15 protein-coding genes are annotated in these 15,759 nt (G+C 41.2%); 8 read left to right on the top strand and 7 right to left on the bottom strand.

All coding sequences use genetic code 11. The features are described 5' to 3' along the window. Nucleotides 1-145: 145 nt before the first annotated feature. The 5 genes from ACN0VA_RS12535 to ACN0VA_RS12515 form a co-directional block, all read right to left on the bottom strand. On the bottom strand, nucleotides 146-2,158 hold the full coding sequence (locus ACN0VA_RS12535; protein WP_417821485.1) for a 6-hydroxymethylpterin diphosphokinase MptE-like protein: 2,013 nt from the start codon (nucleotides 2,156-2,158) through the stop codon (nucleotides 146-148). 3 nt (nucleotides 2,159-2,161) lie between these two features. Next, nucleotides 2,162-4,045 (bottom strand): hypothetical protein, encoded by a 1,884-nt coding sequence (locus tag ACN0VA_RS12530; protein ID WP_417821484.1) that lies wholly within the window; start codon nucleotides 4,043-4,045, stop codon nucleotides 2,162-2,164. Nucleotides 4,046-4,065: 20 nt separating this feature from the next. After that, entirely contained in the window at nucleotides 4,066-4,503 is a 438-nt protein-coding gene (locus tag ACN0VA_RS12525; protein ID WP_417821483.1) for a flagellar biosynthesis regulator FlaF, read from the bottom strand. Between the two features lie 128 nt (nucleotides 4,504-4,631). Further along, complete coding sequence (locus ACN0VA_RS12520) at nucleotides 4,632-5,039, bottom strand: flagellar biosynthesis repressor FlbT (protein WP_417821482.1); 408 nt, start codon at nucleotides 5,037-5,039, stop codon at nucleotides 4,632-4,634. Between the two features lie 68 nt (nucleotides 5,040-5,107). Continuing rightward, on the bottom strand, nucleotides 5,108-6,013 hold the full coding sequence (locus ACN0VA_RS12515) for a flagellin (protein WP_417821481.1): 906 nt from the start codon (nucleotides 6,011-6,013) through the stop codon (nucleotides 5,108-5,110). A gap of 296 nt (nucleotides 6,014-6,309) precedes the next feature. Here ACN0VA_RS12515 and ACN0VA_RS12510 point away from each other — a divergent pair, with 296 nt between their 5' ends. The 8 genes from ACN0VA_RS12510 to ACN0VA_RS12475 are packed head-to-tail and all read left to right on the top strand — an operon-like array spanning nucleotide 6,310 to nucleotide 14,345. Next, nucleotides 6,310-7,410, top strand: a complete 1,101-nt coding sequence (locus ACN0VA_RS12510) for a nucleotidyltransferase family protein (protein ID WP_417821480.1) — start codon at nucleotides 6,310-6,312, stop codon at nucleotides 7,408-7,410. Between the two features lie 12 nt (nucleotides 7,411-7,422). Next, a complete protein-coding gene (gene neuB / locus ACN0VA_RS12505; protein ID WP_417821479.1) occupies nucleotides 7,423-8,529 on the top strand; it encodes an N-acetylneuraminate synthase in 1,107 nt (368 codons plus the stop codon). After that, nucleotides 8,526-9,713, top strand: a complete 1,188-nt coding sequence (neuC, locus tag ACN0VA_RS12500) for a UDP-N-acetylglucosamine 2-epimerase (protein WP_417821478.1) — start codon at nucleotides 8,526-8,528, stop codon at nucleotides 9,711-9,713. Before neuB ends, neuC begins: the two co-directional genes overlap by 4 nt. A gap of 14 nt (nucleotides 9,714-9,727) precedes the next feature. Continuing rightward, nucleotides 9,728-10,711 carry an SDR family NAD(P)-dependent oxidoreductase gene (locus ACN0VA_RS12495; RefSeq protein ID WP_417821477.1) on the top strand — a complete coding sequence of 328 codons (984 nt, stop codon included), beginning with the start codon at nucleotides 9,728-9,730 and terminating at the stop codon, nucleotides 10,709-10,711. Further along, entirely contained in the window at nucleotides 10,686-11,879 is a 1,194-nt protein-coding gene (locus ACN0VA_RS12490; RefSeq protein WP_417821476.1) for a LegC family aminotransferase, read from the top strand. The genes ACN0VA_RS12495 and ACN0VA_RS12490 overlap by 26 nt, the downstream gene beginning before the upstream one ends. 1 nt (nucleotide 11,880) lies before the next feature. Beyond that, nucleotides 11,881-12,807: a Gfo/Idh/MocA family protein gene (locus ACN0VA_RS12485; RefSeq protein ID WP_417821475.1), complete on the top strand. Its 927-nt coding sequence runs from the start codon at nucleotides 11,881-11,883 to the stop codon at nucleotides 12,805-12,807. Continuing rightward, on the top strand, nucleotides 12,779-13,504 hold the full coding sequence (locus ACN0VA_RS12480) for a cytidylyltransferase domain-containing protein (RefSeq protein WP_417821474.1): 726 nt from the start codon (nucleotides 12,779-12,781) through the stop codon (nucleotides 13,502-13,504). The genes ACN0VA_RS12485 and ACN0VA_RS12480 overlap by 29 nt, the downstream gene beginning before the upstream one ends. Nucleotides 13,505-13,514: 10 nt before the next feature. After that, nucleotides 13,515-14,345 (top strand): SDR family oxidoreductase, encoded by an 831-nt coding sequence (locus ACN0VA_RS12475; RefSeq protein ID WP_417821473.1) that lies wholly within the window; start codon nucleotides 13,515-13,517, stop codon nucleotides 14,343-14,345. 8 nt (nucleotides 14,346-14,353) lie between these two features. Here ACN0VA_RS12475 and ACN0VA_RS12470 read toward each other — a convergent pair whose 3' ends face one another. Then, nucleotides 14,354-15,004 carry a CatB-related O-acetyltransferase gene (locus ACN0VA_RS12470; RefSeq protein WP_417821472.1) on the bottom strand — a complete coding sequence of 217 codons (651 nt, stop codon included), beginning with the start codon at nucleotides 15,002-15,004 and terminating at the stop codon, nucleotides 14,354-14,356. 78 nt (nucleotides 15,005-15,082) lie between these two features. Continuing rightward, the gene (locus ACN0VA_RS12465; RefSeq protein WP_417821471.1) at nucleotides 15,083-15,733 is read right to left on the bottom strand and encodes an acetyltransferase; all 651 of its coding nucleotides are present in this window, start codon (nucleotides 15,731-15,733) and stop codon (nucleotides 15,083-15,085) included. Nucleotides 15,734-15,759: the final 26 nt, after the last annotated feature.

The following is a 15,759-nucleotide window of genomic DNA, read 5'->3' as shown; positions in this document are numbered from 1 at the left end:
TAACTTGATTACCAAAATTTAAAATACCCAATAAACTGAAACCAAGAAATTTATAAATCGTAGCGTAAGATTGACTAAACCGATAAAAAAAGGAGTACATCTTTATAGACTGTACTCCTTTTTTTATCGGTATCCTGTTTTGCCATTAGCCTTCTTTCTCAACATGCGTATCATAGCCCCCTTCGTATCTTTCAGGCATTTCAATACGATCACCCTCATTTAGCATGTTATTGTACAGCTCTTCTATCTGATCGACCATCCAATCGCAAATTTCCAAATATTTGGTCATTGAATGTATTAAAAATTCTTTTCGTAAGCCTTCATTTTCAATTCGACTTCCCAAATATGATGCCAATCTCACCATATTGGCATATGAACCAGATATAATAATTAAAATACCACGATATTTATCAATATTATCATTCCAAAATTCTTTAATCGCGACATCAATTTCCCAAAAATTATCAACAGTTTTAATCAGGGGCTTTAGTTTTTTCCTCAAATCTTTCTTAAATTCGGGACAAGCATCTCTCCATCGACTTAACTCCGCTTCTTTTAACTTGTCTCCAGCTTTATAAAAAGGAAATTGCTGACGTATTTTATCCAGATAAAATGCTTGTTCTTTCTCATTATATTCATCAAATGTAATCGCAGCACTACTCATGGCAGGCACACTTTCTATTTTAGCCCCCCTACTACAATTAACCAAATTAGAACGCCCTTGGCGATTTAAATCAGAGAGGCAAATTCGCGACATATCTAAGAAATGCGACGTTAAAAATTCGCCTCCGAAATTGCCAGGTACAACTTTCACATAGATATCGTTCAGTTGTTTTTCAGTAAAGCCCAGCTCTTTGCCCAAATCATCATGGTACAATGCATCCTTGTGGTGTGACTTAGCATCTTTCGCCTTTCCACAATCTGCACCAAAAAGGTAAATCTTACGAAAACCTAGATTATAAGCAACTCCTGCACCGGCATTCACGACCATTGGCGATACACCTTTCAATGAATCTGTCGGTTTCGCAAATACACTCGTTGCACTCAAAGCGGGGCGAACATAACACCACACTTCATCAAATAATTGCTGGACACCCGGAAAGGTCGTTGATGAACATGCTAATATGATACCTTCCAATCCGTATTCTTTTTTAACGGCACTTAATATTTTTTCGGTCTTCCAGCCGTTTTCATTTTCAACATGAATATCGGGACGTATCCCATTCTTTAGCAATAGTCTGATCGTTGTCCCGCACGAAATTACAATAGCCTTTGACCTTAATCGCTTAATCTGATCCAAATCATATTCCAGCGAAGGCCCGGAACCAATCACAAACACCGGATAGTTAATATCCAACATTTTTTGTTTTTTTAGAAATCGAAAATCTGTGTGTTTAAAATTATAATAGGTATTGATCATCATCAGGAGTTCATCCTCGTAAAAACCTGACGAAATTGTATAACCTTCCATACGTTCCCTTAACAAATTAAGGGTTTCCTGAGTATCCCAAGATGCATAGTGAGCGTAAAAATAGCTCCCTTCTATAAACGAAATACTATAATTGTGAATAATATTCTCAATTTGATATACGAGTTCGTTCGCTTTTCCCGTCAATACGATATGGACAGACGCACCATTATTTTCCGCTGTCTTATAGACATCTGCCCAATTTACGACATCAAAAGAAAAAAGGAAAAACTCTATAATAGGTTCAGAAAAAATATATACCCGAGTCAGGTTACGCGAAACAATATCAGAAATATGATAACCTAAACCAATACCACTACAGAAAAAATAACCAGAATCAACTACCTGTAACGGCTTGATCCACCCTTTATCCAACTCTCTCCCTTTGGCGAATTCCTGCATTTTACGAAATAAACCAAAGCTTACATCCGAAATATTACAATGATCTGGACTCGGAAATGCCATACGGTTCGGGGCATCAAAATAATCTTTTAACTGTGCTTTTGAATAAACATCAGCATCGGTACCATAAAGGTTAACCTGCCCTAACTTTATATTTACGGGTTCTCCATCGGCATTATGAAGAAGAGTATTTTTCGCCAAGTTGTCTAGATAAGGTTCAATTCTTTTATATAAAAAAATGTCATTGTTTTTAAAAAACTCTACATTTTTTTCAAATAAACTTAGCATTGGCTATTTCTCTACTGCATTTGCCCACAGACCATCAATAATTTGAGACAAATCATTCATACGTTTAGCATTCTCGTAATAGTTACCCTCTATTAAACGATGTGCCATTTTTTCCCGTGATTGCCTTAAATCGTCAGCGCGGTTATACCAACTCTTGGCCAACTCAATATAGCTTTCCTCATCTTTTGCGACCATCTCGTCATAAAAGTTATTTGATTTAGCAAAGTCAATAATGCCCCCAACAACCTGATCCCACTTTTCATTACACACAAAAGGAATACCAGCACTAACGGCCTCAACGGCAATATAAAATCGCTGCGTTCTGGCAGGCATAAGGAAAACGTCGACTTCACTTGCAAACTCACGGAAAGTTGCCGTTGCCAGAATATCAATACGATGCGCCATACCAAAATTACCGAACTTTTCCATTAACATAATGGTATTTTCAGAACGCTCAAAGTCATGGTTGCGTAACAGCACCATACTATCAGGGCACGCGCGCAAAATGCGTACTATCGCTTCTACAGTCTGGCAATTAAGCTCTGCAAACGTTGCGTCCATACCAAAAGTAAACGGCGAACCCGTTGAACGGGGAACCGCTCGTGAATGCATATCATCCGGTTGTTCAATATTCGCAATCGCATGCCCTGTCTCCATCGTTTGACGGAGCGCGTCTTCGACAACGATAGAGTTAGTAATTTGACAATCTATTGTCTCCGTTCTTGCACCAAGAACGGCAGGAGCATATAGAATTTGGACAGGGGCAGTACGCACTCCAAAAGTTCTAAGCACTTCAGGTTGGCGTAATCCGCTACAATTTATCAACACATCAATGTCGAATGCCTTTGCACTTTCTACAAGTGTATGAGGGTCGTCGAAGCGTACAGAGCGCCAATCATCAAACGCTTTCTGGTACATCATATTTTCTCGATCATGCAACTCCCCCGCACCGAAACCGATTGTTCGATATTTTGAAGGATCTCGATATGACAATGCGTGTGCCAATGACGCCCCAAATCGGAAATGATCAATTCCCATCAAAATACAGCCCACGTTCAGAATACGTTTCTCTTTATCTGCTTTTTTCGTAAAAGTATCATTTTTCTTAAAAGCGAAGGTATCCCACCATTTTTGGTGATCTTTGCGGATTTCATCTACAGATACGTTTGGGTCATCGACAAGGTCCATTGACATTGCAGCTGCAATTGTTGCGTCATTTGGAGCGAGCAATTTTGCTTGACGATGGCAGGACTTTGCCTCTTCAAAATAGCCTAACTGCGCCAACAAAGTGGCTTCCTTGCTCAAAAGGTCTGCATTCTCGGGTAAAATGTGCAACGCAGACCGACAAGCTTCAACAGCAGCTCGATAACGTTCTTCCAGAACAAGACAATCAATCAATGCATGGTGGCCCTGCACATGTTCCGGATGCACAATTATATGCTGACGAAACCAGTTTTCCGCCTTTTCAAAATCGCCATCCCGATATGCCCCCGCACCTCTAACCAATAGCGGATGCTCGACAATTTCCTCTAAAACATCGGAATAATCCGGTAATATATCCTGCGGCAATAATTCTTCAATTTCCGGGTTAGGTTCCAGAACTGAACGGACTTTTGCGTAATAATATGAATCCTTACTTTTGCCGACAAACACAGATATGACAGCCATAAAATCAGCAACTTGCTTTGCATCAGGCATTGCAGCAAAAGCAGCTTCACCGATAAGGCAAGCCTGAGCAATGTCATCTTCAACAAATGCGCCCACCGCCCTTAGAAAGATAAATACAGGGTCACAACTTTCATCTTGCGATTTTTCTTCGCAAATTCGGATGACTGTCTTCCAATCATCCGCGGCAATGTATTGTTTTATTTCCTGCAACGTCGTCATACCACACCCGATTTTAAGTTTTATACATCGATATTATTCAATCCCGCAGGCGGGATATTTTCGGCATCAGAATCGTCTAATGTTTTCTTTTTATTTTCAGATTGCTGATACAAGCCGGTAGCAATTTCCCGATTAATATTAACAAGAACATCGACAAGCGTACGATCAGAAGAAGAAAAGAATTTCGTTGTTCTCTCATCGACAAACTTGCAAAGAGAAAGCATATTTTGACGAATTTCCAAAGGTAACTTACAATCAACGCCTAGTAGATCTGCTTGAAAAATTGTCCATAAACGCCAATTCAACCGGACGACTTCATTTAGGTCTTCTATGTCTTCCGCATCCCGGCAATCATACATTCTTCGCGCAGCCTGCATCAGTGCCCAAGCCTCACTTGCGCTTGAATCTCCTGGCATAGGCGTTGTTTGATATCCTTGTACACCGTAGTTTTGAGACATTAATCACTCTCCCCGCCTATATATTAGATACCTAGTGTAAACGCCTGTCAAAATCATAAGAAAACGACATTGCTATAAAAGATATTACGTTAAACAGATTAAACAAAATCTTAATTTGAAATTACAATTTAATCTGTTTCTGTCTCTGGGAGCGGTTCTAGAACTTTGGCTTCAACATCAATAAGCTTTCGAGCATCTCGAAGAGCACCATAAAAGTCCTCATCTTCGATTTTTGACAGCACCTTTTCACATATTTTTTTGCTAGACGGAACCGCTACCATAAAATCTTCAATAAAGACCTTTGCCTCAGCAACATACCTTATTCTTTTTTCTTTAAATAGGTACGCACATTGTAAGCTATAATAAACCCGAGCTGCTGGGGTTGATGCCTCTTCTGCTGTCAAAATGTCTCTGTCACGTAGAATAACCGCATCATTCAACAAAGCCAGAGAAAGCGATCGATCCGATTTATTTTCAAGAACAGCACCATTAATAATAATTTTTTGTTCTTTTTTTAAATTTAATTTAAGCGGCATATCTTTTTTCCCGACTAAATAAATTAGCGACCAGAGAAAATCTCTGGTCGCTAACCTTAGGATGGTGATTATCTAAACAGGCCTAAAACGGCTTGTTCGGACTGCCCAGCAAATGACAGAGCTTGAATACCCATCTGTTGACGAGTTTGCAGCGCAAGAAGGTTAGCACCTTCTTCGTTCAGGTCTGCAAGTGTCAACTGACCGGAACCAGTTTCCAAAACACCAACGTAGTCTGCTGTAAAGTTAGAGCGAACTTCCAGGATCGCAACATTACCAGCCATTTTAGCGGCTTCCGCACGCAGGTTGGAAATTGTAGAATCCATAGAAGCAACGAACGCATCTGCTTTTGCGTTAAAGCTCGCAAGGATTGTAGCCAAAGAGTTGTTGTATTTAGACAACTTACTACTGAACACATGTGTCAGCAGAGCAGACCCTTTGGTCGCACCAAGCGCAGCAGCGCCAGTTGAGTTTTTGAAGAACAGGGACAAGCTGAAGTCAACACCGTTAACATCCAATTTTGAATCTGTTTTTTCAGAAAAACGAACAGACAATTTAGAAGCGGTGGAGTTAAGCAAGTTCAAACCTTGATACGATGCATCGTTTACAAGTTTAGAAATTTGCTCACCCAATTCACCAATTTGCTTCTGGAAAGCTGCACGCTGTGTCTTATCTGCAGAACGTGCAGAATCGACAACACCTTTGATTTGTTGAACCAAATCTTCGATAGACTCAACGGCAGTCAAAGCTGCGTTAAGAGCGTTCACACCTTGGTCGATTGATGACTTACGTTCCATGAGGTCCGTAGCACGATCGCTAAGAGATTTCGCTTGGAAGAATTTAACCGCATCATCAGACGGGTTGGCAACAGCCAAACCGGTTGACAGACGGCCTTGTGTCCGGTCAATAAATCCAGAAGTGTTCTGAAGTGCCAGAAGGTTTGAACGAACGGCGCTTGAGAGTGCAATATCAGCCATAACTAAGTACTCCTCTTTCTGAGAAAAATGTAGCCACACGACTACTCATACGCATACTACGTATGATGTCTTTTTTTATCATATGAATTGGATTAAATCAAAAGAAATAAACACATACCCTTCTTGTGTTTTCCGGACCCGTCTTTTCTTGTAAAACAGGTAAACCATAAGAGCCCCCCTTTTGTCCGTCGTTTTTATTAAGTGACAAAATGTATTTTTTTTTCTAAACTATCGGACGGGAAAGAAAAAAAGCCTTTACTGGTTTTCCGCGTGTAACGACAGAAGGTCGATTTGCGATGGTATATTATAGCGACGACATTGAGAGGTGTTTCTTGCACCTTGGCGATCAAATTAGCGACGCAATTCGTGTGATAGAAGCGAACTCCGCAAAAATCGCACTCGTTGTAGATGAGTGCAACCGTCTTATCGGAACAATTACTGACGGCGATATCCGAAGATCGATTCTCGGTAATGTAAAAGAAACAGAACCGCTCAGTGTCCTTTTAAGTTCCAAAACCAACCCTACTTATAAAACACCCATTAAAGCGCACAGTTCCATTTCTGAACCTGAACTGATTGCGTTGATGCAAAAATACAAGATTACCAGCATTCCATTGATAGATGATGATGCAAGAGTGATTGATATCGTTGGTTTTCAGCAGTTATTTTCAGAGAATCAGCTTCCCGTTCGAGCCGTTGTAATGGCTGGTGGTTTCGGTACGCGTTTACGCCCCTTAACCAACTCAACCCCCAAACCCATGCTTCCCGTCGGTGAAAAGCCTCTGCTTGAACAAATCATTACACAGCTAAAAACCTCCAACATCTACGATGTCGTTATTACAACACATTATTTAAGCAATCAAATCACCGACCATTTTGGCGACGGACAAAACCATGGCGTCAACATTCAATATGTCAAAGAAGATCAACCCCTAGGAACGGCCGGTGCCGTCAGCTTAGTCCCAGACAGACAGAGTACACTCTTGATCATAAACGGTGACATTCTCACAAATCTTGATTTTTCAGCATTCCTACAATTTCATAAAGAACATAATGCCAAGCTCAGTGTTGCTGTAAGGCGTTATACAATTGATATCCCCTACGGGGTCGTCAAATCCAAAGACAGTCACATCACCGAAATTAAGGAAAAACCTCAAATTTCGTTTTTTGTGAACGCAGGTATTTACCTTGCAGAACCAAGCGCAATTGAACTTATTCCTCAAAACGGGGATAAGTTCGACATGACCCAACTAATTGACCTTTTACTCGAAACAGGCGAAACCGTCATTAACTTCCCAATCCATGAATACTGGTTAGATATCGGAAAGCATGACGACTACCTAAAAGCCCAGCAAGATATCGAACAGGGTATTTTTGCCAAAAAAGTGGAAAACTAGAGGAAAGCCCCGATGAGTTGCTTCATTATTGCTGAAGCCGGTGTAAATCATAACGGCTCGCTTCAAACTGCATTTGAACTCGTTGATTGCGCAACGGAATGTGGGGCTGATGCCATCAAGTTCCAGACCTTCAAAGCCTCTCGTCTTGTGGCAACCAATACAGCCATGGCTTCTTACCAAGAACAAAACTTGGGGCAATCCGGATCTCAACTTGATATGTTGCGCTCACTAGAACTTTCAATGGATGACTTCCTTAAAATTCAACAGCATTGTCAAAAAAGAAAGATTTATTTTATGACAACTGCTTTTGACACTGAAAGTCTCCACCAGGTTGTCAAATACTTTCCCCTGCCTTACATAAAAATATCTTCTGGAGATCTTGTCGACGCTCCTCTGTTACTTGCAGCCGCCTCACATCAACTCCCCATACTACTTTCTTGCGGCATGGCTGATATTCCAGAAATCGAAACCGCCCTTAGTGTGTTGGCGTATGGATTTACAAAAACACCCGACACTCCCCCTAGCTTGGCAGCTTTTCGTACTTCTTGGCAAAATCCAGCCGGACGAAAAATGGTTTCCTCCTTAGTGACCTTGCTTCAATGCACCACATCTTATCCCGCTCCATTTTCAGATATTAATTTGCGGGCAATGAAAACACTGGAACAGACTTTTAATGTTCAGACCGGATTTTCTGACCATACACAAGGTATAGAAGCATCAATCGCCGCCTGCGCACTTGGCGCCAAAGTTATAGAAAAACATATTACATTATCAAAAGATATGCAGGGTCCGGATCATATTGCGTCCACTGAACCAGATGAATTTAAAAAAATGATCCGCTCAATACGTAATATTGAAGCCGCCCTTGGCGTTTCCAATAAACAAGTTTCTTCCAGCGAAAAGAACAACCGTCTTCCGGCTCGAAAGTCACTCAGAGCGATCACCCACATTAAAAAAGGCCAAATCATTACAGAAGAGGACATTCAAATCATAAGGCCTGGAAACGGTAATACGCCATTTGCTTATTGGGATATAATAGGCACACCAGCCTCACAGTCCTACCCCCCTGACACGCCCCTCAATGAACCTATTCCAGCCCTTCCTACAAACGCATCATGACCCCTTTCTCAAAAAAAAAGATATGTGTTGTAACAGGTACACGAGCTGAGTATGGCTTACTCAGTAATTTGATGTCGTTATTAAGGAATAGTCCTGACTTTACCCTTCAATTGATTGTCACTGGTACGCACCTGTCCCAAAAACATGGCATGACAGTCAATGAGATTGTCGCTGATGGCTACAAAATTGACGAGCAAGTTTTTCTCCCTTTTTCTGGGGATACCCCTTTAAATACTGCACTTATGGCAGCTCAGGCATTAGATGGTATCGCTCATGCTTATTCACGCTTGGCACCAGATCTTGTCATATTGCTCGGTGATCGTTATGAAATTGCCAGTGCTGCATTTGCAGCACTCTACCTGCAAATCCCCATCGCTCATATTCATGGTGGAGAACGTAGCGAAGGTGTAATAGATGAGGCGATCCGTCACAGCATTACCAAAACGGCTAATCTTCATTTTACAGCAACAGAGTTATATCGGAACAGGGTCTTACAGCTTGGAGAAGACCCTAAACGCGTCTTTAATGTCGGAGCACTCGCAGCTACTTCAATTCAAAATACGGCATTTCTTTCCCGTCACGAACTGGAAACGATGCTCGGCATTGAAATGCAGGCTCCACTTTTTGCTATCACTTACCATCCTATAAGCCTGTCTTACGAAGATACAAAGCAGGAAATAACCGCCCTTTCCGAGGCCTTAAAACAATTCCCACAAGCAACTTTCGTCATTACGGGTACAAATGCTGACACCGGAGCATCTGTCGTTAGGGAAATTTTAGAGGAGTTTGTTCAGAGCATTCCCCGCAAACAAATTGTTATGTGCGAAAACCTTGGACATAAAAATTATCTCAGTCTGGTTTCACATGCTGATGTTGTTATTGGGAATTCTTCCAGTGGAATAATCGAAGCCCCTATCCTCAAAATCCCAAGCATAAACATTGGTGACAGGCAAAGGGGTCGCATGAGAACCCCAAGTATATTAGACTGTTCAGGCGATATAACCGAGATTTTAGCGGCTATTCAGCTCGCATTAAATCATCAGTTTAGACAAAGTATAAAAAACACCCCTTCGCCCTATGGGAACGGCAACACTGCGCAAAAAATTATTAACATTCTTCAGCAAACAGACTGGTCTTCTAACAGTTTGAAAAAGACCTTCTTCGATATTACATCAGTCACATAAAACGAGAGATTAAGATGGATTGGAAAAATAAAAATATTTTCGTTACAGGCGCTGCTGGTTTCATCGGAAGTCATTTATGCGAGACCCTTACCCAAAAAGGCGCTAATGTCACAGCCTTTGTACACTACAACTCATTAAACCGTTTTGGCTGGCTAGACTATAGCCGCTTGAAAAACGACATGGAAATTGTTTTGGGCGACATTACTGATTCCAATTACATTGACCAGTTGATCAAAGAAAAGGATACAGTATTCCACTTAGCCGCTTTAATCGGAATCCCCTATTCCTATGTTGCGCCCGATTCCTATATTCAAACCAACATTATTGGCACAACCAACGTCTTAAAAGCAGTACGTCGTCATCAAAACAGGCGTCTCATACATACTTCAACCTCAGAAGTCTATGGCACCGCACAGTTTGTCCCGATCAATGAAAGCCACCCCCTGCAAGGACAATCCCCTTACTCTGCAAGTAAAATAGGAGCCGATATGATGGCTGAATCATATTACCGCTCCTTTGATGTTCCCGTTACGATTGTACGGCCTTTCAATACCTTTGGCCCCCGTCAATCCATGCGTGCCGTTATCCCTACTATTATCTCACAATGCTTACGTAACCAACCGATCCAACTTGGTAATGTCACACCAACACGAGATATGAATTATGTTAGCAATACCGTTGCAGGCTTCATTATGGCGGCCGAATGTAACGATGCGATCGGCGAAACTATAAACCTAGGATCCGGACGAGAAATTTCTATTGGAGACCTCGCCAAGCTGATTATCCAACTTTGTGGAAACGATAACCCATTAGAGGAAGATCTGACACGAACGCGACCTAAAAATAGTGAAGTCGAACGCTTATTGGCAGATTCCAGCAAAGCCAAGCAGTTGTTGGGTTGGTCAAGCGAAATCACTCTTGAGGAAGGTTTAAAACAAACCATTGAATGGTTTCGAGAGAATATCCATCATTATGAACGAAACAATTATGTCATCTGATTCCAAAACATCTAAAATCATTCCCCTTAGCGAACCCTACTTAAAAGGGAACGAATGGGCATATGTAAAAGAATGCCTTGATACAGGATGGGTGTCTTCTGCAGGTAAATATGTAAACCATTTTGAAGAGACATTTGCCAAATATGTCGGGGCAAAGCATGCCGTTGCAGTTGTAAATGGTACAGCTGCTCTTCATCTTTCCCTTCTTGCCAATGGCATCCAAAACGATGATGAAGTTTTAGTGTCAGACCTTACATTCATTGCCCCCATCAATGCGATAAAATACACGGGAGCTCATCCTGTATTAATTGATTGCGATAAAGACAGCTGGCAAATATCGCCAACTCTACTGCGCAACTTTATTCAGAACGAGTGCATTTACACGAATAACCAGTTATACAACAAAAAGACAAACCGAAGAGTCAAAGCAATCTTACCGGTTCATATCTTGGGTAATCCTGTCGATATAGAAAAAATTAAACCCATAGCGGAAGAATTCTCTCTCAAGCTCATTGAAGATGCGACAGAAAGTTTAGGTGCCTTCATAAATAACCAACATTGCGGAACATTTGGGTCCTGCGGATGCTTTAGCTTCAACGGAAACAAAATGATTACAACAGGTGGTGGTGGAATGATCGTTACAGACGATGATCAACTCGCTTCACAAGTTAGACATCTTTCAACTCAGGCCAAAAGCAATAATCAAGAATACGTCCATGATCAAACAGGATTCAATTACCGTCTCACCAATATACAAGCGGCTATTGGCTGTGCTCAGCTCGAGGTTTGCAATGATATACTGTTTCATAAACGCCGAATTCGTGACAGATACGATCAGGCTTTTGCCAAGTCCCCCTTTATCAATACGCCAACGATTAAAAACAATGTAAAGCCCGCAAATTGGCTCTATACAATTCAAATCCTTTCAGACAAAGCCTCACTTGATGCACGGGAAATTATTTTAAGATTAAGCGAGAAAAATATAATCACACGTCCTTTATGGCAACCAATGCACCTAAGCCCTTCTCTAATTAATCCGATTTTCATAGGAGCGGGCATTAGTGAAACATTATACTCTCAATCCATAAGCTTACCCTGTTCTCCAACGATGACAGACGATCAACAGGATTTTGTCATTCACTGCCTTCAAGACCTTTTGAGTACTTAAAATGTTAAAAAAAGTTCTGATTATAGGTATGGGAAGTATTGGTCGAAAGCATTACGATGCCTTCACTTTATTGGGATGCACAGTAAAAGCTGTATCAAAACATTTAGCACAGAATAATCATAATATATTTCGTCATCTCACTGAAGGCTTACAAAATTTCCAACCTGATTTATGCATAATCGCCAATGATACAGCAGACCATGCCGCTTCATTATTAGAAATTCGGGCTTACTCGGAAAATATCCGCATTTTAGTGGAAAAGCCACTTTTCAACATGCCTCAAAAAGGTGCTATTTCTCATACTGATAACATTTTTGTCGCTTATAACTTGCGTTTTTTGCCTATAATTCAAAACCTAAAAAGACAGGTTAGTACAAAAAATATTTCATCCGTAGATATCTATTGCGGCAGCTACTTACCCAACTGGCGACCTGAAACAGATTACCGATGTAGTTACTCAGCCTCTTCCATTCGCGGTGGGGGAGTTCTTTGGGACCTGAGCCATGAAATAGATTACGCACAATGGTTATTTGGAGACTTATCCCTAATTTCTTCTCTATGTGGCACTTTCAGCACGCTGGAAATCGACAGTGATGATACAGCCTTAATTCTCGCAAACTCACCTCGCTGTCCAGCTATATCCATACGCCTAAATTATACAGACCAAATTGCAAAACGGCATATTGAGGTTCTATCTTCTGACGAAACGCTTTATGCCAACTTAATCAACGGCAAAATGAGCATAAACGGTGAAATTCAGGAATTTCAACAAAACATTCAACATACTTATCTAATGCAAGCGAAAGCTCTTCTACAAGACCACCCGGATATAAATACTTGCACATATGAGAATGGTCTGAAAACAACAGCCTTTATTCTTCGAGCAAAGGAATTATCAAATGACCAACAAAATCAAACGAATTTGTAGTGTTTGCATCCGGGGAGGGAGCCAAGGTGTTCCTAGAAAGAATTCTACTTTTATAGCAGGTAAACCCCTTTTTGCACATTCCATTGATCAAGCAAAAAAATCTGGGCTTTTTGAAGTTATCGCGGTCAGCAGTGACGATCCCGAACTTTTATCATTGGCAAGAGAATGGGGAGCTGACCTAGTCATCAAACGCCCTGATGAACTGGCAACAAACACATCTGGAAAACTAACAGCCATACAACATTGTGTTCAGGCTGTTGAAAAGGAACTGAACTGTCAGTTTAAGACATGCGTGGACCTTGATGCTACATCCCCACTACGCCTCCCCAAAGATATTATCGGTGCAGTCTGGTTCCATGAAAATTTGGCAAGTCACAATGATAATGTTAATGTCATAACTGGCTGTCCAGCCCGACGCTCTCCTTATTTCAACCAAGTTGAGCTTTTACCGAATTCAAAAGTTAAACTTTCCAAACCTCCAAAAAAGAACGTGCTGAGGCGGCAGGATGCACCAAAGGTATTCGATATGAATGCCTCAATTTATGTATGGACACGCAAAAGCCTTCTCAATGCTCAAGGGGGGGTTCTTAACGATCAAACTTATATTTATGAGATGCCCGAGGAACGTTCAATCGATATTGACACGCCGTTTGACTTAAAAATCGTTCAGCACTTATTAGAAACAAATCCAACATAAGGCTCAACCAATGCCCACAATTGTCCCTGATCTCCTTAATTCTTGCCAAAATAAAAACATTGTCATTACAGGTGCGCTTGGCATTCTTGGGCAAGTTCTCTGTAAAACCATTGCACAAAGCGGTGCACAAGTTGCAGTCCTTGATTTAGATAAAGAAGCTTGTGAAAAGTTCGCGGCACAACTCCCTATCACGACACAAAATGGTGTACATATTGGCGTTGGGTGCGATGTAAGGGACCCGGGAAGTGTTTCACTATCAATAGAACAGATTTGCGCAAATTTTGAAAATGTACACGGATTACTCAACAACGCAGCGACAAAAACAAATAACCTAAACGATTTTTTCGAACCCTTTGAAACCTACGACTTAAAGACATGGCAAGAGGTTATGTCCGTAAATATTGACGGTATGTTTCTTATGGCACAGGCCATCGGGAAACATATGGGAGAAAAAAATATCGCTGGCAGTATAGTACAAACCGCCTCCATTTACGGTGTTGTTGGGCCGGATCAACGAATTTACGATGGGTCTTATTATATGGACCGTGAAATCAACACACCCGCTGTTTACTCGGCATCAAAAGCTGCAGTAATTGGCCTATCCCAATACCTTGCCACATACTGGGGGGACAAAGGTATTCGGGTAAATTCACTCACACCTGGCGGTGTGGAAAGCGGACAAAATAACGTATTTTCAAAAAAATACAGCCAAAGAGTCCCATTGGGACGAATGGCATCTGCAGATGAAATTGCTTATGCAGCAAACTTTCTCCTATCAGATGCCTCATCATATATAAACGGACAAAATTTAATCGTAGATGGCGGCTTAACTGCCTGGTAAGGCTTCGTTTAACTTGTCGTTCTTCGTGCAGCCCTCAAACCTTCAATACACATTTCCACATCATGCGCCGGTAATTGCCGAATAATGCTATCAGGCAACGTCCACCATTTAGTTTCTAACAAACCTTCAATAATTTGAGGTGCAAAACGATATTTTATTATCCTTGCGGGGTTACCTGCGACAATAGCATAAGGAGGAACATCCTTTGTCACAACTGAGCCCGCCCCGACAACAGCTCCGTGCCCAATCGTTAAGCCTTGAAGCACGATACTATTAGCTGCAATCCAAACGTCACAACCGACAATATTATAGCCTTTAACCCTTTGGGATTGAAACCCAGGATCATCAGGCACAAAGCTTGTGCTTAAGCAGTTAAAATCGTGATTTGTGTTGCCTAGATATACATCTTTAGAGATCGAACAATAACGACCAATAATAGTATTGGAGCTATATAATCCGCCATTAAGAATATAGCTATTTCTGCCAATAAAAAAATTCTCAATTGAAGATGAAAATTGCTCAAAAGGTACTTTTGATTCCGCCTCCATAAAGAAACCAGTATCTATATTATGGTTAACAATATCAAGATCCCAACCATCCTCTTCCCAGCCAGCCTTCGCCAAGAGGGTAAAAATTTTATTATAAGCACCTTCAGACATACCATCCTCATTTATCAGCTATACTAAATTTCTAAAGAGATAACGCTTATATCTTATCAAATATAGGCGCGATCTTACTTATGATAATAAATCGTTGCTTCCTATAGAATGTGCAGGAACCCCAACAACCACATCGTTATCCCTTATATTGTGCGTCACAACGGCGCCAGCTCCTATTGTTACATTTGTTCCAATTTTTATATTTTGTATAATGGACGCCCCTGTACCCACATGAGTACCCTCACCAACAGAACTCCCGCCTGACAAAACAACACCCGGCGACAGATGAACATGATCACCAATTTTGCATTCATGTTCAACAATTACACCAGTGTTAACAATAGAATTCTCACCCACAACGGCATAAGGCTGAATAATAGCTCCAGCCATCACTTGAGACCCCTCTCCAATATGCGCAGAAGAAGATATTATAGCCCCAGGATGTATGAGATTGATAAATCGAAAACCAAGGCTTTTTGCTTGCTGATAAACAATGCGCCTCAGGTTTGTAGATCTAACAGAGCCAAGGCAATTGACCAAAGAAATTGCTTCTAAGTCAAGCTTTTCCAAAACTTCATCAGAACCAAGGTGCTCGAAAGCGCACAACTTATCTTTCTCGCTTTTTTGTGGCGCTATGTAACCCTGTATTTTTACACCTAAAACATCTAACGTATCGATAACAACAAGTGCATGACCGCCGCAACCAAGTAACACGATCCCATCACACACGATTAAGGTTCCCCACAACCAAACAA

This window comes from Terasakiella sp., assembly GCF_048267425.1.
Classification (GTDB): Bacteria; Pseudomonadota; Alphaproteobacteria; order Rhodospirillales; family Terasakiellaceae; genus Terasakiella.
Note: the sequence above shows the minus strand (reverse complement) of the source record. Positions and strands in the feature narration are given on the sequence as shown.

What these genes read in the sequence shown, in the direction of transcription:
- ACN0VA_RS12510 (WP_417821480.1), top strand. Translation starts at nt 6,310, where the DNA reads ATGGTATATTATAGCGACGACATTGAGAGGTGTTTCTTGCACCTTGGC.
- ACN0VA_RS12485 (WP_417821475.1), top strand. Translation starts at nt 11,881, where the DNA reads ATGTTAAAAAAAGTTCTGATTATAGGTATGGGAAGTATTGGTCGAAAG.
- ACN0VA_RS12520 (WP_417821482.1), bottom strand. Translation starts at nt 5,039, where the DNA reads ATGCCGCTTAAATTAAATTTAAAAAAAGAACAAAAAATTATTATTAAT.
- neuB (WP_417821479.1), top strand. Translation starts at nt 7,423, where the DNA reads ATGAGTTGCTTCATTATTGCTGAAGCCGGTGTAAATCATAACGGCTCG.
- ACN0VA_RS12490 (WP_417821476.1), top strand. Translation starts at nt 10,686, where the DNA reads ATGAACGAAACAATTATGTCATCTGATTCCAAAACATCTAAAATCATT.
- ACN0VA_RS12515 (WP_417821481.1), bottom strand. Translation starts at nt 6,013, where the DNA reads ATGGCTGATATTGCACTCTCAAGCGCCGTTCGTTCAAACCTTCTGGCA.
- ACN0VA_RS12535 (WP_417821485.1), bottom strand. Translation starts at nt 2,158, where the DNA reads ATGCTAAGTTTATTTGAAAAAAATGTAGAGTTTTTTAAAAACAATGAC.
- ACN0VA_RS12470 (WP_417821472.1), bottom strand. Translation starts at nt 15,004, where the DNA reads ATGTCTGAAGGTGCTTATAATAAAATTTTTACCCTCTTGGCGAAGGCT.
- ACN0VA_RS12495 (WP_417821477.1), top strand. Translation starts at nt 9,728, where the DNA reads ATGGATTGGAAAAATAAAAATATTTTCGTTACAGGCGCTGCTGGTTTC.
- neuC (WP_417821478.1), top strand. Translation starts at nt 8,526, where the DNA reads ATGACCCCTTTCTCAAAAAAAAAGATATGTGTTGTAACAGGTACACGA.
- ACN0VA_RS12525 (WP_417821483.1), bottom strand. Translation starts at nt 4,503, where the DNA reads ATGTCTCAAAACTACGGTGTACAAGGATATCAAACAACGCCTATGCCA.
- ACN0VA_RS12480 (WP_417821474.1), top strand. Translation starts at nt 12,779, where the DNA reads ATGACCAACAAAATCAAACGAATTTGTAGTGTTTGCATCCGGGGAGGG.
- ACN0VA_RS12475 (WP_417821473.1), top strand. Translation starts at nt 13,515, where the DNA reads ATGCCCACAATTGTCCCTGATCTCCTTAATTCTTGCCAAAATAAAAAC.
- ACN0VA_RS12530 (WP_417821484.1), bottom strand. Translation starts at nt 4,045, where the DNA reads ATGACGACGTTGCAGGAAATAAAACAATACATTGCCGCGGATGATTGG.